Raw genomic sequence first — 26,020 nt, forward strand, 5'->3', positions numbered from 1 at the left:
ATTTCAGAAATTAACGGCTTGCATTTTGAAAATCCGTTCTCTAGTTTCAGGCCAGTTCATCTCTCCCGTTTCGATGAAAGGAAGTGCGTTATGGAGGAGCTTGGAGTGAAAAATCCCGGGGTCGGCGTGGAAGCAATCGGTCTCGGACAGGCCGCTCGCGTCCATTATAACCTTCTTCCCAGCGCGCTTTACGAGCATTCGATCCGTCGGGGCGAAGCCGTACTGACGGCTGACGGCGCCCTTTGCGCCGAGACCGGCCAGCATACCGGCCGTTCGCCGAAGGACAAATTCGTCGTTCGCGACGAAAACACCGATAGCCAGATCTGGTGGGACAACAACAAGCCGCTCTCGGTTGAGCATTTCGACATCCTGCACAAGGATATGCTGGCGCATGTGGCCGGCAAGGAACTCTTCGTGCAGGATCTGATCGGCGGCGCCGATGCGGCCAATGCATTGCCCACCCGCGTGGTCACGGAGCTTGCCTGGCATTCGCTGTTCATTCGCAATCTGCTGATCCGCCCCGCGCGTGAGGCGCTTGCCTCCTTCGTGCCGAGCTTCACCATCATCGATCTGCCGAGCTTCAAGGCAGATCCCGCCCGCCATGGCTGCCGCACGGAAACGGTGATCGCCTGCGATTTCACCCGCAAGATCGTGCTGATCGCCGGCACCTTCTATGCCGGTGAAATGAAGAAGTCGGTTTTCACCGCGCTCAATTATTTCCTGCCCGCAAAGCAGGTCATGCCCATGCATTGCTCGGCCAATGTGGGCCCGGCAGGCGATTCGGCTGTATTCTTCGGTCTCTCCGGCACCGGCAAAACCACGCTTTCGGCCGATCCGTCGCGCACGCTGATCGGTGACGACGAGCATGGCTGGGGCGAAGACGGCATCTTCAACTTTGAAGGCGGCTGCTATGCCAAGACCATCCGCCTTTCCGCAGAGGCCGAGCCCGAGATCTACGCGACCACCAAGCGCTTCGGCACCGTGCTGGAAAACGTCGTTCTCGATGAAAACCGCGTGCCGGATTTCAACGACGGCTCGAAGACGGAAAATACCCGTTGTGCCTATCCGCTGAACTTCATTCCGAATGCCTCGGAAACCGGGCGCGCCCCGCATCCGAAAACCATTATCATGCTGACGGCGGATGCCTTCGGCGTCATGCCGCCCATTGCCAAGCTGACGCCTGAGCAGGCCATGTACCACTTCCTTTCCGGCTACACCGCCAAGGTTGCCGGTACGGAGCGTGGCGTGACCGAGCCGGAAGCAACCTTCTCCACCTGCTTCGGCGCGCCTTTCATGCCGCGCCATCCGGCGGAATACGGCAATCTGCTCAAGGAACTGATCGCCAGGCACAATGTCGATTGCTGGCTGGTCAATACCGGCTGGACCGGCGGCGCCTATGGCGTGGGCCATCGTATGCCGATCAAGGCAACGCGCGCCTTGCTGACGGCTGCTCTTTCGGGCGAGCTCAAAAAGGCCGAATTCCGCACAGATGCCAATTTCGGCTTTGCCGTGCCGGTTTCGGTCGAAGGCGTCGATACGAAGATCCTCGACCCGCGCTCCACCTGGGCGAACGGCGCGGATTACGATGCGCAGGCCAAGAAGCTTGTTGGCATGTTCATCGCCAATTTCGAAAAGTTCGAGGCGCATGTGGACAGCAACGTCCGCGATGCAGCCCCGGTTCTGGGCGTGGCTGCTGAATAAGCCTATCTTTGCCGGTCTATCCGGCAATGGATCGATAGTTTATCGGGAATCCGGCAAAGCAATTTGCCGGATTTTCCTTTTCCGGCGGTCTTTGCTATGAAGCCTCATGGCCAGTGACCCGCTTTACATCAATGACAGGATTACCCTTGCCGGTTGGGAACTGACCGAGCAATTCGTGCTGGCCGGAGGACCCGGCGGGCAGAATGTCAACAAGGTTTCGACAGCGGTGCAATTGTTCTTTCCGCTGGCAAGTTCGCCCAATCTGCCAGAAAGGGTGAAGGCCAGTGCCATCAGGTTGGCCGGGCGCAGGCTCTCCAAGGAGGGCGTGCTGATGATCGAGGCCAGCCGCTTCCGTAGCCAGGAGCGTAACCGGGAGGATGCGCGCGAGCGCCTGAAGGAATTGATTCTGGAGGCCGCGAAACCACCACCTCCGCCGCGGCGCAAGACAAAACCCACCAGGGGCTCGATAGAGCGAAGGCTCAAGGAAAAGTCGGGCAGGGGGGAGATCAAGAAGATGCGTTCCAAGCCTGACAAGGATTAGTGAAGATAATCCTTGATACAAGGTCGGTCAGGTTCCAGCGTAATCCGGCCGACACTTCATCAAAGTTTTCGCAATGCGACCTGTTCGATCAGGTGATTCTCGCCCTTGCGCAGAATAAGGTCGGCGCGCGGGCGGGTGGGAAGAATGTTTTCCCGCAAATTGATGAGATTGATGTTGGCCCACAGTGTTTCGGCAATGGTCAGCGCCTCTTCCTCACTGATCGAAGCGTAGCGATGGAAGTAGGAATTCGGATCGCGAAAGGCTGTCTGCCGAAGCTTCATGAAGCGCTTCACATACCAGTTGTGAATCAGCGTCTCTTCGGCATCGATATAGATCGAGAAATCGAAGAAATCGGACACCATTGGCACGATCTTGCCGTCACGCGGAAGATCGCGTGATTGCAGCACGTTGATGCCCTCGAAAATCAGAATGTCCGGACGGTCGATGATGCGATAGTCGTCCGGCAGCACGTCATAGGTGAGGTGCGAATAAAGCGGTGCCTTGACATTCGGCTGTCCCGCCTTGATCGCCGAGAGAAAACGCAGCAGCGACCCCGTATTGTAACTTTCGGGAAAACCCTTGCGTTGCAGCCGGTTGTCCCTCACCAGTTCGTCGTTGGAATAGAGAAAGCCGTCGGTGGTCACGAGATCCACCTTGGGGCTCGAGGGCCAGCGCGCCAGCAATTCCTTGAGGATGCGGGCGGTGGTGGATTTGCCCACGGCCACAGATCCGGCAATGCCGATGATGAACGGCGTTTTTTCAACATTGGTGCTGAGGAAACGATTACGCTGCTTGGACAGAAGCTGCGACGATTCCACATGCGCCGACAAAAGCCGTGAAAGCGACAGATAGATGCGCCGCACTTCGGCAAGGTCGATCGGGTCGTCCAGAGACCGCAGCCGGTGCACCTCGTCCAGTGTGAGGGTCAGCGGCGTATCGGCGCGAAAATGCGCCCATTCTTCCGATGAAAAGAAAAGATAGGGCGAGTAGCTTCCCGCCTGGAAATGATCAAGGGTCTCCTCCGCCTCGAATTCCTTGATCGCTGTCGTCATGGGTCCTGCCGGCTTGCCTTCTCGCTGAGGCCGGATTGGCCTGTGCGTCGTTGAAGCTCTTCCATCACCGCTTCTAACGGTATGTCCGCAATTTTCAATACGACCATGAGATGATAAAGCAGATCAGCACTTTCATAGACAAGATTGGCGCGATCACCTTTCACCGCCGCCATCACCGCCTCTATGGCTTCTTCGCCCAGCTTCTTTGCGGCCTTGTCCTGCCCGGCCGCAAAAAGCTTTGCTGTCCAGCTTTGGTCCGGTTCGGCCTTGGCGCGGGTTGCGACGATCCGTTCAAGATCGGCAAGGGTGAATGTCGTCATCGTCGATCTCTTATGCCTGATCCTGCCGCATGGCTATTCCCCGTTCGGCCATGTAGGCCTTGGCCTCGCCGATGGAATAGGTGCCGAAGTGGAAGATGGAAGCAGCCAGAACAGCCGTCGCATGGCCTTCCTTCACGCCATCCACCAGATGATCCAGCGTGCCAACGCCACCGGACGCAATCACCGGCACCCGCACGGCATCGGCAATGGTTCGGGTGAGTGTGAGGTCATAACCGCTCTTGGTTCCATCGCGGTCCATGGATGTCACCAGCAATTCGCCCGCGCCGCGCTCCACCATGCGAATGGCAAACTCCACGGCGTTAATGCCGGTTGGCTGGCGGCCTCCATGGGTAAAGATTTCCCAGCGATCCGTCTCCCCCGCAGCCGACACCTTCTTGGCGTCGATGGAAACGACGATGCATTGATTGCCGAACTTGTCGGCGGCCTCCGCCACGAAATCCGGATTTTTCACGGCAGCCGAATTGATGGAAACCTTGTCCGCCCCGCAAAGCAGCAGCTTGCGGATGTCGGCCACGGCGCGAACCCCGCCGCCGACCGTGACCGGCATGAAACAGTGATCCGCCGTGCGCGCCACCACGTCGAAAATCGTGTCGCGATTGTCGGAAGAGGCGGTGATGTCGAGAAAGCAAAGCTCGTCGGCGCCTGCCGCATCATAGGCCTTCGCCGCCTCCACCGGATCACCGGCATCGATGAGATCGACGAAATTGACGCCCTTGACGACGCGGCCATCCTTCACGTCGAGACAGGGAATAATGCGTGCCTTGAGTGTCATTTCGCAGCTTCCTTGATGATGGCCAGCGCCTCTTTCGGATCGATCCGGCCATCATAAAGCGCACGGCCGGAAATCGCACCTTCCAGTTTGCGGGCGTCCGGCATGACCATGCGACGAATATCGTCAAGCGAGGCAAGGCCGCCGGAGGCGATCACCGGAATGGAAACGGCTTCGGCCAGCTCCAGTGTCGCATCCCAGTTGATGCCGGTCAGGATGCCATCGCGGTCGATATCGGTATAGATGATGGCGGCAACACCGGCGCCTTCGAATTTCTTCGCAAGCTCGATCACGCCGAGCTCGGAGGCTTCCGCCCAGCCTTCCACGGCCACCTTGCCGCCCTTGGCGTCGATGCCGACCGCGACCTTGCCCGGAAACAGCTTGCAGGCCTCGATGACCAGAGCCGGATCACGCACCGCCACGGTGCCGAGAATGACGCGGGAAAGTCCCCGCGCCAGCCAGCTTTCGATATGCGCCAGCGTGCGAATGCCGCCGCCAAGCTGCACGGGATTTTTCGTGGCTTTGAGAATGGCATCCACCGCCGCGCCATTGACGCTTTCACCGGCAAAGGCACCGTTCAGATCCACCACATGCAGCCATTCGAAGCCCTGATCCTCAAAGGCCTTGGCCTGCGCGGCAGGGTCGGGATTATAGACCGTGGCCTGGTCCATGTCGCCAAGCTTGAGGCGAACGCACTGGCCGTCTTTCAGATCGATAGCGGGAAATAGGATCATGTCATAACTGCTTTATTGGTTTGAGCTTACGGTATCGCGGATGGATTTAATTGCATCCAGAATGTCCGAACCGAAAAAAGCAACGGTCAGAGCAATGGCGGTGATGAAGAGCGTCCATATCGCTGTAGAAACAATACCGACCCAGACCTGTGACCAGAATGTAGACTGATTTTTGATGGCAGTTTCTATATCTCTAGCTTGTCTGAGCGCCTCGGAGTTTAGAGCATCAATCCTGATTTGAGGGTCTATCGCCTGAACATATGTGTCAGCGTAGCCACTCAAGATGTCAGATGCTCGATTACGAAGTGTGTTTTTCAAATCTTCAGTAAGGTAGCTGCTGGTCACGGCGTAAACCTCTTGCGTCGAAGGCTTGCGACCCGCGTTCAGGGTTTTATATTGAACGATCCAATCCCGTTTTTGCCGTTTGTAGAGACCATAGGCCAGGATGCCGACCAGATCCAATTCACCAGAACCAAAATCCTCAATATAGTACTCGAGAACTTTGTTGTAGCCAGCCTCCCTGGCACTCTCAGAATTTAAATCTTCTGAAAGATCATGCGAAGAATTCATGCCTTTTCCTTATAAATTCTAGAGGCATTGGAAAGGGCTCGTTTGTGAACTTGCTCGTCAACATGACGTATGATCTGGCCGTTAGGCAGAACAACATTTGAAAATGTTGCTTTGCCGGGCTTCGTCGGTTTTATCGTATAAGATATACTGCTATTTGTTCCCTTTTTTTCCATCTCGTTCTCCGTGCGCAAGCCTGCCTTGTATCAATATATAATCTGACAAGTATTGCTTCAAAGTGGATTAGGGCGCCCAGCGCAGGAAATTTGCGATCAGCCGCAGGCCAAGTGCCTGGCTTTTCTCCGGATGGAATTGCGCGCCTGCCATGTTGTCGCGTCCGACAAAGGCGGTCATCGCGCCGCCGTAATCGGTGGTGGCGATCACCTCTTCCGGCTTCTCCGCAGCCAGATGGTAGGAATGCACGAAATAGGCGTGCAGCCCGTCGGGGCCGGTGGGGATGTTATCGAACAGCGGGTGGGGGTGGTGCAGCGTCAGCGTGTTCCAGCCAATCTGCGGGATCTTGAGGGCCGGATCGGCAGGCGTCATTTCCCGGACGTCACCGGCAATCCAGCCAAGCCCTTCCGTCACGGTCTTTTCCAGCCCGCGCGCCGACATGAGCTGCATTCCGACGCAGATGCCGAGGAAAGGACGGCCCTTGCCGGTAACGGCTTCACTCAGCGCCTCATGCATTCCCGGCACGGCATCGAGGCCCGCCTTGCAATCGGCATAGGCGCCGACGCCCGGCAGCACGATGCGATCGGCGGAGGCGACACGTTCGGCCTTGTCTGTCAGGTCGATTTCGGCATCAAGGCCCAGTTCGCGGGCGGCGCGCTCGAAGGCTTTGGTGGCAGAGCGAAGATTGCCCGATCCATAATCGATGATTGCTACACGCATGGTCGTTTCAATTCTCAAAGAGTGCCCTTGGTAGAAGGGATGCGGCCCGCCTGACGCGGGTCGATTTCCAGCGCCGTGCGCAGCACCCGCGCCACCGCCTTGAAGCAGGTTTCGGCGATATGGTGGTTGTTGGCGCCGTAGTGGTTGAGAATATGCAGCGTGATCCCGGCATTCTGCGCCAGCGCCTGGAAGAATTCCCGCACCAGTTCGGTATCGAAACTGCCGATTTTCGGCGCCGAGAAACTGACGTTCCAGACGAGGAAGGGACGGCCCGAAACATCGATGGCCGCCTTGGTCATGGTTTCATCCATGGCGAGATCCAGCGAGGCATAGCGCATGATGCCGCGCCGCTCGCCAAGCGCCTTGGAAATGGCCTGGCCAATGGCAATGCCGGTATCTTCGACGGTGTGATGGTCGTCGATATGCAGGTCGCCCTTCACATCGATCTCCATATCGATCAGCGAATGGCGGGAAAGCTGCTCCAGCATATGGTCGAAAAAGCCAACGCCCGTCGAGATTTTCGATGTGCCGGTGCCGTCGAGATTGACGGATACGGACACCGAGGTTTCGTTGGTCTTGCGGGCAACATTTGCTGTGCGGCCTTCAGCCATTGTCTACTCCTTGGAAACTCTGCTGCTCCTTATCAGGGGCTCCGTCAAATATCCAGCAATCCTTGCAAAACCCTCGGCGGTGTTGTCGCGTTTGCATTTCAGCCATGGCCGCTTACATAGAAAACAACACAAGGCCCAAAGCCGTTGCGCCGGGCCTCAAACGAATGGACGGATCATGAGCGAACACAATCCCTATGGAACCATGCACGGCACGACCATCATCACGGTCCGCAAGGGCGGCAAAGTGGTGATCGCCGGTGACGGGCAGGTCAGCCTGGGCCAGACGGTAATGAAGGGCAATGCCCGCAAGGTGCGCCGCATCGGCAAGGGTCAGGTTATCGCCGGTTTTGCCGGTGCCACGGCGGATGCTTTCACGCTGCTGGAGCGGCTGGAGCGCAAGCTGGAGCAATATCCCGGCCAGTTGATGAGAGCGGCCGTGGAGCTTGCCAAGGACTGGCGCACCGACAAATATCTGCGCAACCTGGAAGCGATGATGCTGGTCGCGGACAAGTCCGTGACGCTTGCTATTACCGGCAATGGCGATGTGCTGGAGCCTGAACACGGCACCATCGCCATCGGTTCCGGCGGCAATTATGCGCTGGCGGCGGCACTGGCGCTGATCGATACGGACCTTTCCGCGGAAGAAATTGCCCGCAAGGCCATGAAGATCGCCGGTGACATCTGCGTCTACACCAATCACAGCGTTCTTGTCGAAACCCTCGACGCCGACGCCTGATCCCATTCCATTTCCCAGGACATATTCCCCATGACGACTTTTTCTCCCCGCGAAATCGTTTCGGAACTGGACCGCTACATTATCGGCCAGAACGACGCCAAGCGTGCCGTGGCGATCGCGCTTCGCAACCGCTGGCGCCGCCAGCAACTGGATGAGAGCCTGCGCGACGAGGTGATGCCGAAGAACATTCTGATGATCGGCCCGACCGGCGTCGGCAAGACCGAAATTTCCCGCCGGCTCGCCAAGCTGGCGGGCGCACCCTTTATCAAGGTCGAAGCCACGAAATTCACCGAGGTCGGCTATGTCGGCCGTGACGTGGAGCAGATCATCCGCGACCTCGTGGAAGTGGGCATTGGCCTGGTGCGCGAAAAGAAGCGGCAGGAAGTGCAGGCCAAGGCCCATGCAGGCGCCGAGGAGCGGGTGCTGGATGCGCTGGTCGGCGCCACGGCCTCTCCCGCCACCCGTGACAGTTTCCGCAAGAAGCTGCGCGCCGGTGAAATGGACGACAAGGAAATCGAGATCGAAGTGGCCGATAGCGGCAATGGCATGTCCGGTTTTGAAATTCCGGGAATGCCGGGGGCCAATGTCGGCATTCTCAACCTCTCGGACATGTTCGGCAAGGCCATGGGCGGGCGCACCAAGAAGGTGCGTACCACGGTGAAGGCCTCCTATCAGGATCTGATCCGCGACGAATCCGACAAGCTGATCGACAATGAGGTCATCCAGCGCGAGGCGGTGCGGTCCGTGGAAAATGACGGCATCGTTTTCCTCGACGAGATCGACAAGATTGCCGCGCGCGATGGCGGGCTGGGCGCTGGCGTTTCACGGGAAGGCGTGCAGCGCGATCTGCTGCCGCTGGTGGAGGGAACGACGGTCGCCACCAAATACGGGCCGGTGAAGACCGATCATATTCTGTTTATCGCATCCGGGGCCTTCCACGTTTCAAAGCCTTCCGATCTTCTGCCGGAGCTTCAGGGACGATTGCCAATTCGCGTTGAATTGAAGCCACTCTCCAAGGAAGATTTCCGCCGCATCCTGACGGAAACCGAAGCCAGCCTCATCCGTCAGTACAAGGCGCTGATGGCTACGGAAACGCTGGAGCTGGATTTCACGGAAGACGCCATCGATGCGCTGGCCGATGTTGCGGTCAAGCTTAATTCGTCGGTGGAAAATATCGGCGCGCGGCGCCTGCAAACTGTGATGGAGCGCGTTCTGGACGATATTTCCTTTAATGCGCCGGACCGCGGTGGTTCGAAGGTCATGATTGATTCGGCCTATGTACATGAACATGTCGATGACATTGCCGCCGATGTCGATCTTTCGCGCTTCATTTTGTGAGGTTTGATGGATGTAAGGGCTTTAACGCTCCTATTGGCACGCATTCTGGAGCGGCAGGGCGACTGTCGGCTTCCTGAAAATGCATGAAGGCAGGATTTTCTGCCTTAACTCGGCCATGAAGGACGGCAGGAGTCGACGCAGCGCGCTTTCTTGGTTAAGACGGCGCTACCATGCAGGGCTCCTGCCCTTCGCGTTTGGCACCTTCAGGGATTGGGTATGCTGCGTCGCTTCATTCTGGCCGTTTTCGTTTCCATCGCTTGCGCGGGATCGGCATTTGCCGATGTGCGGGTGGTGCCTCCGGGGAACCGGAACAGCGACCAGCCGCCCATTCCGGGGGCATCGAAACAACGCACCCGTGAAACCAAGAGCAGTTTTGATGCCAAATACGAAAAGATCCGCGACCTTCTTTCGCGCGACAAGCAACTGATCGCCAAGATCAAGAAAACCTCCGGTCAATATGGCATAGATCCTATTCATATGGTTGGAGCGCTGGTGGGTGAACACACCTATAATGTCGATGCCTATGATACATTGCAGACCTATTACGTGAAGGCTGCCTCATACGCCGGAAATTCCTTTCGCTTTGCTTATGACGGCGAGGACATCGACAGCTTTGTAGACAGGCCGCAATTTGCCGAATGCGCGAAATTCAGCGACAGCTACCGCCTGTGGACCTGCCGTGAAAATGTGTGGGACGATGATTTTCGCGGCAAGAAGGTGGATGGCAGGAAATTTCCCGATAATCGCTTCAGCGCGGTGTTTTTCCAGCCATTTTATGCGGGCCAGACCTTTGGCCTTGGCCAGATCAATCCACTGACCGCCATGATGCTGACCGACATGGTCCATGAAAAGTCCGGTTATCCGAAGCTGGATGAAAAGGATGCAGGCAATGTCTACCGGGCCATCATGGATCCCGACATCTCGCTGGCCTATATGGCCGCCATCATTCGCCGCTCCATCGACGACTATCGGGAAATCGCCAATGTGGACATTTCCGACAATCCCGGCCTGACGGCAACATTGTTCAACGTTGGTGATTCCACCGCGCGTGCCCGCGCCCTGGCCCGCCGCAATACCGGCGGTGGATTTTCATGGCCGGAAGAAAATTATTACGGGTGGCTGGTCAACGACAAGTTGCCCGAGCTTGAGAAGCTGTTGTAACGGATAGCGAACTCTGGGGAGCTGCTCCTCTGGTGTTGGTAAAATGCATGTTGAGGTCTTGTCGCGTTACCGTCAAAGCGGTTGCACTTTATTCTCTATTTTATATGTGATGAAGTGGATGGCTAGGATCAGGTATAGTGTAGTCCACCTGTCAACGGCATGGTGACTATAGGATGCGGGCCGCTGGTAAAACGAAGGATGGTCGGGTGCCATCCGCGCCCTAACGCAATTTATGGAGTTGATTTCCATTGACGGAATATAGCCGCATCCTTCGCAGAAGTTTGACCTTGTTAAAGCAATTGCGTGCTGCTGAGGCCATCCGGGCTAGCGAATTCTTTGATGAAGCCTGGTATCTGGAAACCTATCCGGATGTGAAGCGTGCGCGACAAAAGGCGGCTCTGCATTACTTGCGCTTCGGAGCGGGAGAGGGGCGCGATCCGAGCGCGAAATTCAGTTCCAAAGGCTACCTTGTCGCAAATCCGGATGTTGCCCGCGCCGGGGTAAATCCGCTGCTTCACTACATCAAGTGGGGAAGGTCCGAGGGGCGATCCTGGGCGTTGGAAAGTGATTCACTGGACTTTTCGGGCTATCGCCTGCGGCTGGATTCCCTGACGAATACGAGGATTCGCGGCTGGTGCGTCAACGCTAGCGATAGATCTACACCCGTCAAGCTTGAGCTTTTCATCAACGGTATTTCCTTTGGCTCTTATGTGGCCGATAGCTTCAGACCGGATTTGCGCAACAAGGGCATGTCCACGGGCTTCAGCGGCCTTGAAATGGATAACCCCATCCGCTTCATGCGGCCAGGGCAGTACCATATTCATTTCCGGTTGCCGGACGGCTCGGTGTCCAAGCGGTTTTCCGTTCAGAACGACGCCCCCCTTTCATCCCGGCATATTCATCCAGACGATCTTGTGAGAAACGGGGTTACGATCGTTGTTCCGATCTATAATGCACCGCGCGATCTGGAGGTTTGTATCGAGCGTCTTTTGGCATGGACGCCGGAACATGCCGAAATCCTGCTGATCAACGATAAATCGACCGATCCCGAGATCGAGACGATCCTTGCGCGCCATGCGGATAATTCTCGCCTGCGCATCCTGCACAACGAGACCAATCTGGGCTTTACGCGTACCGCCAATCGCGGCATCACGGAAGCTGGCCGCAATGACGTTCTGCTGCTGAATTCTGATGCGCGCGTGACGCCGGGCTGGCTGGAGGGCATGTTGATGGCGGCGGCCTCCTCGCCGCGCGTTGCAACGGTAACAGCCATGTCGGACCGTGCCGGCGCGTTTTCCGCGCCGAAGATCGGCAATGATAACGAATTGCCTCCGGGCATCGATGAAATCACCTTCTCCCGTTCTTTCCGCCGCGCCAGCGCGGGTGTCTATCCGGAGGTCCCGACCGGCAACGGCTTTTGCATGTTGATCCGCCGCACCTGCCTGGATGAGGTCGGAATGCTGGATGACAGCGCTTTCCCGCGGGGCTATGGCGAGGAAAACGATTTCTGCATGAGAGCCCTTCATGCCGGCTGGAAACACGTGATCGACGACCGGACCTATGTTTTCCATGATCGGTCCAAGAGCTTCGGAGACACCAAGACGCAGCTGCTTGCGGAAAGCTCGTCGGTTATCCGGGCGCGTTATCCCGAATATAGACCGGCCATCGCCGTCTTCGAAAAGGGCGAAAAGGTTCGCATTGCCCGCTATAATGGGCAGCTTGCCTATAACAGCGCGGCAACCGGCGCCACGACCCTGCCCCGCATTCTGTTCGTCATTTCAACTGTCACGGGCGGAACACCGCAAACAAACAAGGATCTGGCACAGGGACTGAATGGCTCCATCGATGCCTGGCTTCTGCGCTGCGACCGCCAGACGATCGAGCTGAGCCATCTTGTGGATGGGGAATTCAAGCTCCTGAGGTCTCATCGTCTGGAAACGGCTATTGATCCTGTTTCGCACTATTCTGCGGAATATGATGCCGTCGTCTTTGGCTGGCTGTTTGAATATGACATTGATATCGTTCATATCCGCCATCTTGCCTGGCACAGCCTCTCGCTGCCGTCGCTGGCTGGCAGGCTGGGCCGAAAGACGGTTACGTCCTTCCATGATTATTACACGCTCACGCCGACGATCAAGCTGATCGACGACGCGGATGTTTTCCTGGGGAATTACTTCACGCCGGAAATGAACCAGACGCGCGAAGGATTGTGGCCGGGAGACACCATTCCCCTGCCCACGGGCACGTGGCTGGAAACCTGGCGGCGCAAGTTCGATCGCGCCGTCAGCGTTTCGGATGCTTTCGTCACCACCTCCGAACATGCCCGGGAATTGATCTGCCAGGCCTTGCCAAATGTGGATCGCGACCGGTTCTTTGTCATCCCGCATGGCCGCGATTTCGATAAATTCCATTCGCTGCGCCAGCAGCCGGATGAGTCCAAGCCCATCAAGATTTTGGTGCCGGGGAATATCAACAACGGCAAGGGTTTGCAGATTATTTATAATCTGGTGGACTTCGATACCGAGGGCAGGATTGAATTTCATATTCTGGGTGGTGTTCCAAATATTTCCCGGCGTCCCCATCCGCGTATTGTCATGCACGGACGTTATTCCCGAGAATCCTTCGCATCCAAGGTAAAGGCGATTGCACCGCATCTAGGGGCGGTCTTTTCCATCTGGGACGAAACTTACTGCCATACGCTCACCGAACTCTGGCACGCCGGCATTCCCACGATCGTCTTTGATTTTCCGACCTTGGCTGGCCGCGTGCGCGCTTGTGGCGGCGGCTGGGTCATGGATCATTCGAACATAGAAGCCTTGTACAATTCCATTTTAAGTGTGTCTTACGATGAGGAAGAGCAAGCGCGGGCGGACGATGCTGTTATGCTTTGGCAAAAAGAGGAAGGTGCTGCCAACACGACAAGGATGATGGCCTCTCGTTATTACGAAATTTACTCTGCTTTATTGGCCCGAAAGCCGGTTTCGCAAGAAATGCAGCGAAAGCCGCGTATTGCCGTGGTTTGCCCGGCCCATCCCAAGCTGGAAACGGCTTATGCTTCAACCTACATCCGTGTCTGGGAAAGGACGATAAACAGCGCTGATCGGGGCGTTGTTTACGTGCGAATGTTGCCGAACACCCTCTTGGCATCGGCGCGCTCGAGAACTATCGATGCGGCTATCATTCAGAGAACGGCCATACCGCCTGAACTGGTGGATGAGCTTGTCTCGGTGCTGAATTCTGCGAGCATTCCATTTGTCTACGAAATCGATGACGACTTGCTGGCTCATGCAAATCGGCCCGACGCGAAGATCGAATATTCTTCTCATAAAGATTCAATAACGCGTCTCGTGCAGGACGCTGCGGTCGTCACCGTTTCCACCGAGGAGTTGGTAAAGCGTTACGAGCCTATGGCTCGGACTATTCGGCTCGTTCCAAATCGTCTGAGCGATCGTCTTTGGAGGATCAAACCGAATCAGAGGCCAGATGATGGTGTTGTAAGGGCATTGTACATGGGGACGCGGACTCATGATGCCGATCTGGAGATGATTCTTCCTATCCTCGCGAAGGCTGCTGAACGTTTTGCCAATTTCCGGCTGACCATTGTCGGGGTGACGGGCCAGCCAGAGCGCCTCGCGGCTTATAAGTGGATTGAGTGTGTCAATCCACCTGTAGAGCAAAGAGAGTATGATCGTTTCGTGCCGTGGCTGCGGAAAATCGCTGCAAAGTGCGATTTTGGTCTCGCGCCCCTTGTCGATACGCCCTTTAACCGATGCAAGAGCGCGCTAAAGATTCTGGACTATGCTGCCCTTGGGCTGCCGGTTCTGGCGTCCGATATGCCGCAACATCACATTGATGCACCACTTTTGCAGCTTGTATCGGCGGATGAGGCTGCTTGGGAGAAGGCGATTTTGTCTGCAATTGAGCAGGGAATGATTTCCCCGGAAATCCGCATGGTTTTGCGGAAATGGGTGCTTTCCACGCATATGCTGAACTCTAGTTTGCAGGACTATGATGCAATGCTTGGTAGTTTGAGTGATGCGCGTGTAATCTGATTTGATGCCAGAACAAGATGGTTTCATCTGGATCTGGCATCTGCCCTCGCATTGGAGCCATAGTTCCGTTAGCGATATCCGATGCTGCGACCTGGGGGCTTTGTGGTTTTGCCGGCAATTCCTTGAGACTCACCATACGATTTGCTCGTGATTGCATTCAGGAAAACATTGATGCGTGGTCATGTGATGTTTTCGGTCAGTAGCCTCTTCGCCTTTGTTTCCTTACCGAGAGCTCGAATCGTAAGCCAACACCTTCAAGGGCTTGATCGAAACGCATTTAATGGTGTAGTTTAGAAAACGGTGAATTGCGATGGGATGAAATTAAGCGAGCAGGTGAATTGTCTCTTTATTTTTCAATAGAGAGATTAAAAATCTTGTTGAACGCTGAAAGAATACCGAATTTCGATGCGTAGGTTGATTGTTTTGCGAAAGTCGCTTGCTGTGGGTGTATCTGTTTGATGAAAAATGTCTTTGGCGTGGAAAAGATTACAGGCGGCTTAAACAACCAAAAGATGTCGATTCTTGGCTTGATTGTTGAAGCTAAAAAATACGACGGTATAGTAAATATCCCAGATATAATTCATGACTGGACACCGACAGTTGAGGGTCGAGGCACAAATTTCATAAAAACCAATGAAGTTTATGCAATGGATGAATTAGAAGAAATCATCCAAATAACAAATGAAATAGCCGGAACAATACTTTCATTTTCTGATTGTTTTGCCTCCGGGTCTAAGAAAATCAAGGAGGAAGGTGGTCTTCCTCCTGAGGAATTAATGTGCAATGAAACCGCGCGCATTCTTTCCGCGTTGAAGCCTGTGGCTAATATACAGTGTGAGATAAATCGTTTGGTTGGCGAGATGCCAAAGGGCACGGCTGGTGTACAGTTGAGGGTGGAGAGAGACTGGAAAAACCATTTAAACTCTCGCAGATCTCGTGGAATTAAACTTGATTCGGGTCGAGAGCTTATCTTGAACCCGCGGAGAATATTTGAGAAAATTAGAAATAATGATAAGGATGGGGAGATTACAACATTATTTCTATGTTGTGATGAAGATGACCTAATGCATAAAAAATCAGAAATATCTGATATGGCAGGCAAATTTGGATTAAGTGTAATTTTTAAGTCAGAAATATCTACTGCTTTTTTGGATTCGCGCCTCAAGAGAAGCTTGGTTGATTTCGGCATATGCTTGAAGCTCGATACGTACATAGGCCTGAGCCTTTCCACATTTTCAAACCTGCTATGTCTGACCAAATCCTTTGAAATCAAAGGGAAGCCAAATCACTTTATTTATGATGCGCCCGGCGATGTGACGGTTGCCCGCAATGACTTCGGTCGTTTCCATTCTCCCGCCGAAATCGTCCGTTAGAGTGAGAATAGTCCGACGATGTGAGCCACGTAGAGGGGTGTAAGAACCCTATTCGGTGGCATCCATGCTTGGGAGCTGTTCTATGATCCCTCATTACATTGCGCCTGTCCGAACTGCCGGTCTCAATAACGTAAAGCTGGTCTTTTTCGGAATGACGCATCTCGCCTCTATGAGCGGAGGCATTTCCACGCTGCCGGAGTCGATTTTCGATTTTACTCCCACGGAAGAAGGGATAGGCGATCAATATATTCCGCTTTGCGATGTTTTTGATCCTGCGCTGATGTCTACCCAGTTTGCTCTAACCCATCCAAGGCAGGGTGATTTCATCAGGCTTGGAAATGCTGATTATATCAAGGCAGCACAAGAGGCGATTGACCAGGAAGCCGGATGCTCCGGGATTGAACGAAGTCCGGTTGCTAAAGCGTTTGCGGCCTTTGCGCCCACCCCTGCATTGCAAGGTGAGATTGATAGAATCACTAACAGTCTTCCGCCTCAAGTAGCAGCGATGCAGTTGCGTATCGAAAGGGACTGGTTGGCTTACGCCCAACGAAAGGGCTGGCGGGATGGCGCGGTTAAAGGTGGCTGTGAAACCGTCTTGAACCATTATCGGATTTTCGACAAAATCGCTGCCTCTGAGGAGGGCATCACTACGATATTTGCGTGCTGTGACGAGGATGATTTGACGATCCCTCCCGACGTGATTCGCCAAGATGCAAAGGAGCGGGGTATTGACCTCATCTTCAAGTCGGATTTTGTTATAAACTGCACGTCCCGTTTACAGCGAAGTGTCATTGACTTTGGCATATGTTTAAAGCTGAACAAGTATGTCGGCACGCCACGCTCAACGTTTTCCAACATTCTCTGTATGGTGAAGGCTTTCGAAATATCTTCCGCTCCCGAGCATTATGTTTTTGATGCCGCTTCGGAAAAAATAGAGCGTCGATGGGATTGTGGCAGAATGATCAACCCGGCGCGGGCAATCATGAGAATTGGAAACGAAGGGTCGCTGGAGTGACGGTCGGCTGCGGCTATTCAGCCATAGCCCTGTAACATTCTTTCCATTCCGGAATAAATTTTTGGCATTTTTGCCCCGTTGACACTTCCCTAAAACCATTGATGCTACCTACTTAAGGTGAGGCGCAACAAAACACACTTTTGGTTGCACCCCTGCGTTTGTAAGCGGATACTGGAGGTCGTGATGGCGCGTGTCGAAAAATTTGGTCTGGCGTTCGAACAGGCGCTCTACGACTTTCTGGTGGAGGAAGCCCTGCCGGGAACGGGCGTGGAGCAGGAAGGTTTCTTTCGCTCCTTTTCGCAATTGATTCATGACCTTGCGCCCGTCAATCGGCAGTTGCTGCAAAAGCGCGATGCCTTTCAGGAAAAGCTGGATGCCTGGTACAGGCAAAATGGCGCGCCTGCCGATCTTGCTGCTTACGAGGCTTTTCTTCGGGAGATTGGCTATATTCTGCCCGAAGGTCCGGATTTTTCGATTTCCACGGCCAATGTAGACCTTGAGATGTCCACCATTGCCGGGCCGCAGCTTGTCGTGCCGGTCATGAATGCCCGTTATGCGCTGAACGCCGCCAATGCGCGTTGGGGCTCTCTCTATGATGCGCTTTACGGTACGGATGCCATTTCCGAGGAGGATGGGGCTGAAAAGGGGCAGGGCTATAACCCGAAGCGTGGGCAAAAGGTCATTGCCTGGGCGCGGGAGTTTCTCGATCATTCTGTCCCATTGGCAGCGGGCCGATGGGCAGAGGTGATTGGCCTTGCGGTGAGCGATGCGGCCCTGCATGTCACGCTGGAAGGAAACCGTGCCACGGGCCTCGCCGATCCCTCGCAATTCGTTGGATATGGCGGGCAGGCGCAGCAGCCGGGCTCGATTCTGCTCAAGCGCAACGGGCTGCATGTGGAAATCTGCATCGTGCCCACAGGCCGCATTGGCGCGGTCGATAAGGCGCATATCGATGACATCCGCCTCGAATCGGCCCTGACGACCATCATGGATTGCGAGGATTCCGTGGCCGCGGTCGATGCCGAGGACAAGGTGCTGGTCTATGAAAACTGGCTGGGCCTGATGAAGGGTGATCTTGAAGAGATCATCACCAAGGGCGACCACGTCTTTACCCGCAGCCTCAACCCGGATTTGCAGTTCACCGCTCCGGACGGCAAGCCCTTCAGGCTGCATTGCCGATCCCTGATGCTGGTGCGCAATGTCGGCCATCTGATGAGCAACCCGGCCATACTGGATCGTGACGGCCAGGAAGTGCCCGAAGGCCTGATGGACGCGATGATTACGGCCCTGATCGCCATGCACGATGTTGGCCCCAACGGCCGGCGGCAGAATTCCCGCGCCGGTTCGCTCTATGTCGTAAAGCCAAAAATGCATGGCCCGGAAGAAGTGGCGTTTGCCGTGGACACCTTCGCCCGCGTCGAGCAGGCGCTTGGCATGGCGCCCAATACCATCAAGATGGGCATCATGGATGAGGAGCGGCGCACCACGGTCAATCTCAAGGAATGCATCCGCGCGGCGCGGGAGCGGGTGGTGTTCATCAATACCGGCTTCCTCGATCGCACCGGCGATGAAATTCATTCCTCCATGGAAGCGGGGCCGATGATCCGCAAGGGCGATATGAAGCAGGCCGCCTGGATCGCCGCCTATGAAAACTGGAATGTCGATATTGGTCTGGCGTGCGGGCTGTCAGGCCATGCGCAAATTGGCAAGGGCATGTGGGCCATGCCGGATCTGATGGCTGCCATGCTCGAGCAGAAGATCGCCCATCCAAAGGCCGGGGCAAATACCGCCTGGGTGCCATCCCCCACAGCCGCAACGCTGCATGTGACGCATTATCACAAGATCAATGTGGCCGCCGTGCAGGAGGGCCTCAAAAGCCGCCCCCGCGCACTCCTTGCGGACATTCTCTCCGTGCCGGTCGCAACCCGGCCAAACTGGACGGCGGATGAGATCCAGCGCGAGCTGGACAATAACGCCCAGGGCATTCTCGGCTATGTCGTACGTTGGGTGGATCAGGGCGTCGGTTGCTCAAAGGTGCCGGACATCAATAATATTGGCCTGATGGAAGACCGCGCCACATTGCGCATTTCCGCGCAGCATATGGCAAACTGGCTGCGTCACGGCATCGTCAGTGAGGCGCAGGTCATCGAGACCATGCAGCGCATGGCCGCAATCGTCGATGCGCAAAACGCCAGCGATCCATTCTACAGGCCCATGGCTGCCGATTTCACTGGTTCCGTGGCCTTTCAGGCAGCGCTCGACCTTGTCCTGAAGGGGCGCGAACAGCCAAACGGCTATACCGAACCCGTTCTGCACAAACGCCGCCGCGAAGCCAAAGCCGTTATGGTTTGACGCGCTCCACGCTTTTGTTTTCACGCAGTCCGGACGCAAAACCGCTACTGCATAATTCCTTAAATCGGAATCGATTTAAGGTGAAAATCATGCCGCAGATTTAAAGTGTTACAGCGTCCTTTGTGCGTTTGATAAAACGCACGGCGCTGTAACGCGATTTCGCTGGACGTGCTCCAACAAAAAAGCCGCCGGATCACTCCGGCGGCTTTTTTGAAAGCGCCTTTCCAACCGAAAAGCGCCTTGGACAGTGTCGTTGGCAAAGATCAGGACTGCTGAACGATAACCTTCGCGCCCTTGCCGGGACGCACGCGCTCGTAAAGATCGATCACATCCTGGTTCATCATGCGGATGCAGCCCGAAGAGGCGGCGGTGCCGATGGAAGCCCATTCCGGCGTTCCGTGAATGCGGAAAAGCGTATCCTGCCCCTTGTCGTTGAACAGATACATGGCGCGAGCGCCCAGCGGGTTGCTGATGCTCGGTCCCATGCCGTTTTCGACATATCTGGCCACTTCCGGCTTGCGGGCGGCCATTTCCTTCGGCGGATGCCAGGTGGGCCATGCCTGCTTCCAGGCAATATGCGCTTCACCGGCCCAGGCAAAGCCTTCCTTGCCAACGCCGATACCGTAGCGAACGGCCTTGCCGCCTGACAGAACATAATAAAGGAAACGATCATGCGTGTTGACGATGATCGTGCCCGGAAGCTCCTGCGTGTCGTACTCGACGATCTGGCGCTGGAACTTCGGATTGACCTTCTGGATCGGGATGGCGGGCAGGGAATAGCCGGCATCCGTCACCGGGCCATAGGCGTCGGAGAAGATATGGGCCGTTTCCACCTCGGCCACCTTGACCGGCGCTGCAACGGGCGCGGCTTCGGCGGTCTTGGCCTTGTTCTCGGACGTGGTGGTGCAGCCGGTGATGGCCAGGGTCGAAAGAAGACCAAACACGGTCAATGCATTGCGAATGCGCATGAAGATCTCGTTGAAATGACAGGACGGGAGATGACGCGATATACCATCTTTAAGAGAGGGTTATTTTTTATTAAGCTCCGCTTGGCAAGGCCATGAAGGCGCCGCAACGGGCCTTGCGCCGCAAATTGCGCAAGGATGGCTTTTTTGCAACATTTCCGGGTGCGGGAAGGGCAGTTTTTATGACCATTCTTAGTATTGGCGTTAAGACACCATTAATAGACGGGCGCCAGTCCGAGCGCGCCTTAATGATTCGCCGCGGTGTGCAGATTCTGCTGGACGGGATGCGTCATTGCGTGTTGCCGGAACTTTCACTGCCCGGCGGGCGCAGGGCGGACCTCATCAGCCTTTCGGATAAGGGCGAGGTATGGATCATCGAAATCAAATCCTCGATCGAGGACTTTCGCGTGGACCGCAAGTGGCCGGACTATCGCCAGCATTGCGACCGGCTGTTTTTCGCAACCTTGCCGGATGTGCCGCTGGATATTTTTCCGGATGATTGCGGCCTGTTTCTCTCCGATGGTTACGGTGCCCATCTGATGCGCGATGCTCCCGAGCATCGTCTGCCTCCTTCAACGCGCAAGGCGCTGATGCTCAACTATGCGCGCAGTGCCGCCGCCCGTCTGATGAGGGCAGAGTGGGAGGCTGGCGGCAGAGCCTGAAAGCGCAAGGCGCTGCCTAACCCGGCAGCATTCAAGCAACGTCCGCCTTTTCCGGCATAAAGTTAAGTTATTTCGGAGCGCGCTTGGCCAGAATGCGCTGCAAAGTGCGCCGATGCATGTTCAGCCGCCGCGCCGTTTCCGATACGTTGCGTTCGCAGGCTTCGTACACGCGCTGGATATGCTCCCAGCGAACGCGGTCGGCAGACATGGGATTTTCCGGTACATCGGCCTTTTCGCCCGGTCTCTGCGTCAGCGCATTGAACACGTCGTCGGCATCGGCCGGCTTTGAAAGATAATCGACCGCGCCAAGCTTCACGGCGGTCACGGCTGTGGCGATATTGCCATAGCCGGTCAGCACGATGATATGCGTATCGTCGCGCTGCTCGCGAATTGCCTGAATCACATCGAGACCGTTGCCATCGCCCAGCCGCAGATCGATCACCGCATATTGCGGCGGCGCGGCCTTGGCTCTGGCAATTCCTTCCGCCACGGATCCGGCCATCTCCACGGTAAAGCCCCGGCTTTCCATGGCCCGCGCCAGACGCCGCAGGAAGGGCGCATCGTCATCGACGATCAGCAGGCTTGGATCGGGACCAAGACCGGCATTGTCCTGTACTGTGCCGTGCTGTTTCAAGCTGTCGTCGGTCATGTCTTTCGTCTCTGTGTTCTGTCTGCCTCTGTCCTGACCCGCCCGGCAGGGAAAGTCAAACCCCGTGCATCTCCATGGCATGGCGTGGCCAGATGATGCCGACCCGCGCACCCTTTTGCGGTGCCTCGCGGTTTTCAAAACTCAATTGCGCCCCGGACCGCTCCAGCAGCGTCTTGGCAATGAACAACCCAAGGCCGAGCCCGCCCGCGCGGCTGTCACCCTTGCGGCTGGTCACATAGGGCTCGCCGATGCGTAACAATATATCCGGTGTGAAGCCTTCTCCATCGTCTTCGATCAGCAGTTTCACGTGATTTTTATCGTGTTGCACGGAGATTGTGACTTCGTGGGACGCATAGCCCACGGCATTTTCGATGAGATTGCCAAGTCCGTATAATATGCCCGGATTGCGTGTGCCGACAGGTTCGAGCGTGCGGTCGGAAAGGTCAATCACCGTCACCTTCACGCGGTCGCCACGATGGGGAGCCGTTACTTCCTCTATCAGTGAAGAGAGGGGCAGGCGGCGCATGTGCTCTTCGTCATTGGTGGAGAGGGTCGTCAACCGCTTCAATATGTCACGGCATCTCTGGCTCTGGCTGCGCAGCAAATGCACATCTTCCGCATAGCGCGGATCATTGCCCAATTCGCGCTCCATCTCTTTGGCCACAACGGTAATCGTTGCCAGCGGCGTGCCCAGTTCATGGGCTGCCGCCGCCGCCAGGCCATCCAGTTGCGAAAGATGGGTCTGTTTTTGCACGATCAGCTCGGTCGCCGTCAGCGCTTCCGCCAGAAGCGTTGCTTCACGTGAAACACGATAGGCGTAAAAGGCGGCAAATCCCGTCATGGATACAATGGCCGCCCAGGTCGCCACCAGCCGGACAGGATCAGCCGTATAGGCTTCGCCCGGATACCAGGGAAGCGGGTAGGGGGTGAAAGCAAGGGCCGAAATGCACAGCGTGGCCAGCACCATCAACGCCATGGCGTGACGCAGCGGCTGCGAGGCAAAGGTAATAATGACCGGCACGCAAATCAGCGGGGCGAACGGGTTGGCAAGCCCGCCCGTGATGAACAGAAGCGCCGCCATTTGCAGCAGGTCCAGCCCCAGAATGGCAAAGGTCCAGATCGGGTCGAGGCGCTGCGTGGAAGGAAAAGCGACCTGCAAGACAAAGTTGACGATGGCAAGGGCAGCAATCAGCCCTGCCGCCGCATCCAGCGCAAAGGGAAAGCGCAGGACCAGCGCCACAATGGCAAGCGTTACCGTTTGGCCTGCCACGGCAAGCCAGCGCAGGCGTACCAGCGTTTCCAGCCGCAAGCGGCGGCTTGAATGTCCGAAATGCATGTTCAGATCCACATTCTCGTTCATGTCAGGCCTCCCCTTGGTATTCCTCATGTACCACGCGGCTTGGCACGTGTCGTCGGGGCAGCGGTGGCCGGATCTTCCGGCCAGGGATGCTTGGGATAGCGCCCGCGCATGTCCGCCCGGACATCCGACCAGGAGCCCGCCCAAAAGCCGGGCAGATCCCGCGTGGTCTGGATTGGCCGATGCGCAGGGGAGGTTAACTCCAGAAGCAGCGGCAATCTGCCGCCGCCAATTGCTGGATGGTCCTTCAACCCAAAAAGTTCCTGCACGCGGATGATGAGCTTGGGCTCCTCCCCCTCGTAATGAATGGGGTGACTCATGCCTGTGGGAGCGGTGAAATGAGTGGGGGCCAGCCGGTCCAGATCCCGTTGCAGATCAAACGGGACGAGGCTGCGCAAACCTTCGGCCAAACCACCGGCGGAGACATCGGAAAAGCTGCGCGCGCCGTACTGGAAAGGAATGAACCACTCGTCGAGCCTCGCCAGCAGGGCGTCATCCTCCATATCCGGCCATGGGTCGCCAAGGGTACGATGCAGAAAGCCGATGCGCTGGCGAAGCTGCCCGGTTGCCTTGCTGAAGGGAAGATGCGTCAGCCCAAGCTCACGTACCCCTTCCGCAAGTGCCGTCAGGGCCGCCTCTCCCGTGGGGCGGGGAAGCGGAGCTTCTTCCAGCGTGATTGCTCCCAGCCGCTTTACCTTGCGGGCGCGCACCTCGCGGCTGGCGCGATCGAAAAAACACTCTTCGCCCTGCGTCACTGCACCGGGCAGGTCTGCCTGTATCTCCGCCAGAGAAATTTCCGCTGCCGCCAGAATGCGCGCCTTGCCAGCCCGCCCGGTCAGTTCGGCAATAACCAGCATGGGGCTCGCAGCAAGCCTTTCCTTTTCCTCCAGTTCACCGCCCCGGCCATTGGCCATGACATAGCGCCCACGCCCGCCGCGCTGAAGTGCAATTCGATCCGGAAACGCATGGAGTAGAAGCCGGCCAGCGGAAATGCCGGTTTGCTGTGCATGGGCTTTTCCGGCCTGTTCGGCCAAGCGCGCCGCAAGCCCGCGTGCCGCGCCTGCTCTTTCCCCGCGATCGGCGCGAAACCGCCGCAGCCGCTCATCCAGATCGATATCCTGACCGCCCAGTCCCTGCTCGGTTAAAAGAACGGCAAGCTCCCCGGCGGGACGGGCAAGCCCCTCTTCCGCCGCATTGATCATCATCGAAGCCAGCCGCGGGGGCAGGCCAAAGCCACGCATACGCCGGCCCTTCCCGGTCAACATTCCTTGCGCATCGAGTGCGCCGAGCCCCTTCAGCAAAGCTCGCGCTTCTTGCCATGCCGCTGCTGGCGGGGCATCGATAAACAGCAGACCATCCGGCTGGTTCACGCCCCAATGGGCCATGTCCAGCACGAGGCCGGATAGATCGGTGGACAGGATTTCCGGCGGCGTAAAGGCGGGCAGGGCTGCCGTCTGACCCATATGCCACAAACGAATGGCAATGCCCGGTTCGGTTCGCCCGGCGCGTCCCGCCCGCTGATCTGCGGAGGCGCGGGAAGCCTTGACCGTTTCAAGACGGGTCATGCCCGTCGCGGGTTCGAATACCGGCAGACGTTGCAGGCCGCTATCGACAATGATCCGCACACCATCAATGGTAATGGATGTCTCGGCAATCGATGTCGCCAGCACGACTTTCCGTTCGCCAGCCGCCGCTGGCCGTATTGCCTGATCCTGCTCAGCCTGCGAAAGATTGCCATAGAGCGGCGCAATTTTCGTGCTGGCAGGCAGACGTCCCTCCAGACGTTCCGCCACCCTGCGAATTTCCGCCTGTCCGGGCAAAAACGCCAAAATCGACCCTTGCTCTGTCGCGTGCGCATCGAGAATGGTGGATGTTACGGCATCTTCCACCCGCTCGGTGCCGGGCCGATCGCGATACCGCAACTCAACCGGAAAACTCCGGCCCTCGCTTTTCAGAACCGGCGGGTTGTCCATCAATTCCGTCAGGCGCTCCACGTCCAGCGTGGCAGACATCACGACCAGTCGTAAATCGTCCCGCAGACCCGCCTGGCAATCCAGCGCCAGCGCCAGACCGAAATCCGCATCCAGCGAGCGCTCGTGAAATTCATCGAACAGCACGCAGGCAATCCCCGCAAGCTCCGGATCGTCCAGAATCATTCTGGCGAAGACCCCTTCCGTAACCACCTCGATCCTGGTCTTGGTGGAAATCCGGTTGTCCAATCGCATCCGGTAGCCCACGGTTTCGCCGACCCGCTCCCCAAGGAGATCGGCCATGCGGGAGGCGGCCGCTCTGGCTGCAAGTCTGCGCGGCTCCAGAAGAATGATTCGGCCCCGCCCAATCCACGCCTGTTCCAGCAGGTAAAGAGGAATCATCGTGGTCTTGCCTGCGCCGGGAGCTGCGCTGACCACAGCACGATTACCCTCGCGCAGAACAGCGGCAAGGGGCGCAAGAATTTCACTGACGGGAAGGATGGGAAGAGAGAGCGCCATGGGAATGCTTGACCTAAAAGAACATCAGGTCCTGCGACATTGAAACGGGAACAACCTAGGCTCCGAGATCAAGCAACGAACCAGTTGCCTTGATAAAGCCGCCAAGGCGCAAATCCAACCCATGAGATTGAGTAGAGGGCCAGCCGCGCGGAAAGCCAATTAAACAAGCCACGAACCCCCAAGACGCCCATTTGAGGCGTGGCACGTGTTTCATACCCCAGGAGGCAGGCGTCACGAGCCGTTGGAAGACGCGAGACCCCCGTTTATTCAGAACAAAAAACCAAATATAACAATAGGCTAGAAGATAAACGACAGATTTTTGACAACTGGCTGTTGACGTTTGGCGTATTGGGGCCTTATAAGCCGCTTCACGAGACGACGGCAGCGGCGCTTCTGGCGGCGGGATTGTTTGTCTCTGATTTTTCCGACTGACGCGAGTTGGTATGACTGGTCCAGGGATGGATTGGTTCGGATGAGTTTTGACACGTTGATGTGTCTGTTATTTGACAATTGAATAGAGAAGAAAGAGAAACGTGGACGGCGGTTTCTGCGAGTTGGGGTTTGTGCCCTGACGTTGAAGACAGAAGGCCCTTCACGTTTTGAAGCAAGGACACTGCTCTTACTTTTTGGAGTGAGAGAGGTGAGTTCTTGTCAATTTCGA

The 26,020-nt window shown here is 56.5% G+C and carries 21 protein-coding genes; 10 read left to right on the top strand and 11 right to left on the bottom strand.

What is annotated here, in order from left to right:
* The first annotated feature begins 90 nt into the window (after nucleotides 1-90).
* The gene (locus T424_RS0113735) at nucleotides 91-1,701 is read left to right on the top strand and encodes a phosphoenolpyruvate carboxykinase (protein ID WP_027488244.1); all 1,611 of its coding nucleotides are present in this window, start codon (nucleotides 91-93) and stop codon (nucleotides 1,699-1,701) included.
* A 106-nt stretch (nucleotides 1,702-1,807) separates the two neighbouring features.
* Complete coding sequence (gene arfB / locus T424_RS0113740; RefSeq protein ID WP_027488245.1) at nucleotides 1,808-2,242, top strand: alternative ribosome rescue aminoacyl-tRNA hydrolase ArfB; 435 nt, start codon at nucleotides 1,808-1,810, stop codon at nucleotides 2,240-2,242.
* 59 nt (nucleotides 2,243-2,301) lie between these two features.
* Here arfB and coaA read toward each other — a convergent pair whose 3' ends face one another.
* From coaA to hisB, 7 genes are all read right to left on the bottom strand, one after another.
* The gene (coaA, locus tag T424_RS0113745) at nucleotides 2,302-3,294 is read right to left on the bottom strand and encodes a type I pantothenate kinase (protein ID WP_027488246.1); all 993 of its coding nucleotides are present in this window, start codon (nucleotides 3,292-3,294) and stop codon (nucleotides 2,302-2,304) included.
* Entirely contained in the window at nucleotides 3,291-3,614 is a 324-nt protein-coding gene (locus T424_RS0113750; RefSeq protein ID WP_027488247.1) for a phosphoribosyl-ATP diphosphatase, read from the bottom strand. The genes coaA and T424_RS0113750 overlap by 4 nt, the downstream gene beginning before the upstream one ends.
* Nucleotides 3,615-3,624: 10 nt before the next feature.
* A complete protein-coding gene (gene hisF, locus T424_RS0113755; protein WP_027488248.1) occupies nucleotides 3,625-4,407 on the bottom strand; it encodes an imidazole glycerol phosphate synthase subunit HisF in 783 nt (260 codons plus the stop codon).
* Complete coding sequence (hisA, locus tag T424_RS0113760) at nucleotides 4,404-5,138, bottom strand: 1-(5-phosphoribosyl)-5-[(5-phosphoribosylamino)methylideneamino]imidazole-4-carboxamide isomerase (RefSeq protein ID WP_027488249.1); 735 nt, start codon at nucleotides 5,136-5,138, stop codon at nucleotides 4,404-4,406. Before hisA ends, hisF begins: the two co-directional genes overlap by 4 nt.
* Nucleotides 5,139-5,150: 12 nt before the next feature.
* Nucleotides 5,151-5,708: a hypothetical protein gene (locus T424_RS21010; protein WP_051558982.1), complete on the bottom strand. Its 558-nt coding sequence runs from the start codon at nucleotides 5,706-5,708 to the stop codon at nucleotides 5,151-5,153.
* A gap of 240 nt (nucleotides 5,709-5,948) precedes the next feature.
* Nucleotides 5,949-6,599: an imidazole glycerol phosphate synthase subunit HisH gene (gene hisH, locus T424_RS0113770; RefSeq protein ID WP_027488250.1), complete on the bottom strand. Its 651-nt coding sequence runs from the start codon at nucleotides 6,597-6,599 to the stop codon at nucleotides 5,949-5,951.
* 14 nt (nucleotides 6,600-6,613) lie between these two features.
* Nucleotides 6,614-7,210, bottom strand: a complete 597-nt coding sequence (hisB, locus tag T424_RS0113775; RefSeq protein ID WP_027488251.1) for an imidazoleglycerol-phosphate dehydratase HisB — start codon at nucleotides 7,208-7,210, stop codon at nucleotides 6,614-6,616.
* Between the two features lie 175 nt (nucleotides 7,211-7,385).
* Between hisB and hslV the strand changes: the two genes are divergently transcribed.
* From hslV to T424_RS0113810, 7 genes are all read left to right on the top strand, one after another.
* Complete coding sequence (hslV, locus tag T424_RS0113780; protein WP_027488252.1) at nucleotides 7,386-7,946, top strand: ATP-dependent protease subunit HslV; 561 nt, start codon at nucleotides 7,386-7,388, stop codon at nucleotides 7,944-7,946.
* 30 nt (nucleotides 7,947-7,976) lie between these two features.
* The gene (hslU, locus tag T424_RS0113785; protein WP_027488253.1) at nucleotides 7,977-9,284 is read left to right on the top strand and encodes an ATP-dependent protease ATPase subunit HslU; all 1,308 of its coding nucleotides are present in this window, start codon (nucleotides 7,977-7,979) and stop codon (nucleotides 9,282-9,284) included.
* Between the two features lie 219 nt (nucleotides 9,285-9,503).
* The gene (locus T424_RS0113790) at nucleotides 9,504-10,445 is read left to right on the top strand and encodes a DUF1402 family protein (protein ID WP_027488254.1); all 942 of its coding nucleotides are present in this window, start codon (nucleotides 9,504-9,506) and stop codon (nucleotides 10,443-10,445) included.
* 248 nt (nucleotides 10,446-10,693) lie between these two features.
* Complete coding sequence (locus T424_RS0113795; protein WP_154664910.1) at nucleotides 10,694-14,497, top strand: glycosyltransferase; 3,804 nt, start codon at nucleotides 10,694-10,696, stop codon at nucleotides 14,495-14,497.
* Between the two features lie 458 nt (nucleotides 14,498-14,955).
* Nucleotides 14,956-15,870, top strand: coding sequence for an O-fucosyltransferase family protein (locus tag T424_RS0113800; RefSeq protein ID WP_027488256.1), 915 nt, complete (start codon nucleotides 14,956-14,958; stop codon nucleotides 15,868-15,870).
* 82 nt (nucleotides 15,871-15,952) lie between these two features.
* Nucleotides 15,953-16,885: an O-fucosyltransferase family protein gene (locus T424_RS0113805; RefSeq protein WP_027488257.1), complete on the top strand. Its 933-nt coding sequence runs from the start codon at nucleotides 15,953-15,955 to the stop codon at nucleotides 16,883-16,885.
* A 183-nt stretch (nucleotides 16,886-17,068) separates the two neighbouring features.
* Nucleotides 17,069-19,237, top strand: a complete 2,169-nt coding sequence (locus tag T424_RS0113810; RefSeq protein WP_027488258.1) for a malate synthase G — start codon at nucleotides 17,069-17,071, stop codon at nucleotides 19,235-19,237.
* Between the two features lie 263 nt (nucleotides 19,238-19,500).
* On the opposite strand, the gene T424_RS0113815 is transcribed toward T424_RS0113810, so the two are convergent.
* Nucleotides 19,501-20,205 carry a L,D-transpeptidase gene (locus T424_RS0113815; RefSeq protein ID WP_027488259.1) on the bottom strand — a complete coding sequence of 235 codons (705 nt, stop codon included), beginning with the start codon at nucleotides 20,203-20,205 and terminating at the stop codon, nucleotides 19,501-19,503.
* Nucleotides 20,206-20,384: 179 nt separating this feature from the next.
* On the opposite strand from T424_RS0113815, the gene T424_RS0113820 reads away from it, so the two are divergent.
* Nucleotides 20,385-20,864 (top strand): MmcB family DNA repair protein, encoded by a 480-nt coding sequence (locus T424_RS0113820; protein ID WP_027488260.1) that lies wholly within the window; start codon nucleotides 20,385-20,387, stop codon nucleotides 20,862-20,864.
* Nucleotides 20,865-20,931: 67 nt separating this feature from the next.
* Here the strand turns inward: T424_RS0113820 and T424_RS0113825 are convergent, their stop codons facing one another.
* Genes T424_RS0113825 through hrpB form a run of 3 tightly spaced genes read right to left on the bottom strand, consistent with a single transcriptional unit; the run spans nucleotide 20,932 to nucleotide 25,359 of the window.
* Complete coding sequence (locus T424_RS0113825) at nucleotides 20,932-21,513, bottom strand: ActR/PrrA/RegA family redox response regulator transcription factor (protein WP_027488261.1); 582 nt, start codon at nucleotides 21,511-21,513, stop codon at nucleotides 20,932-20,934.
* Nucleotides 21,514-21,568: 55 nt separating this feature from the next.
* Complete coding sequence (locus T424_RS0113830; protein ID WP_084268505.1) at nucleotides 21,569-22,900, bottom strand: ActS/PrrB/RegB family redox-sensitive histidine kinase; 1,332 nt, start codon at nucleotides 22,898-22,900, stop codon at nucleotides 21,569-21,571.
* Complete coding sequence (hrpB, locus tag T424_RS0113835; protein ID WP_084268506.1) at nucleotides 22,897-25,359, bottom strand: ATP-dependent helicase HrpB; 2,463 nt, start codon at nucleotides 25,357-25,359, stop codon at nucleotides 22,897-22,899. Before hrpB ends, T424_RS0113830 begins: the two co-directional genes overlap by 4 nt.
* Nucleotides 25,360-26,020: the final 661 nt, after the last annotated feature.

This window comes from Allorhizobium undicola ORS 992 = ATCC 700741 (genome assembly GCF_000621665.1).
Lineage (GTDB): Bacteria > Pseudomonadota > Alphaproteobacteria > Rhizobiales > Rhizobiaceae > Allorhizobium > Allorhizobium undicola.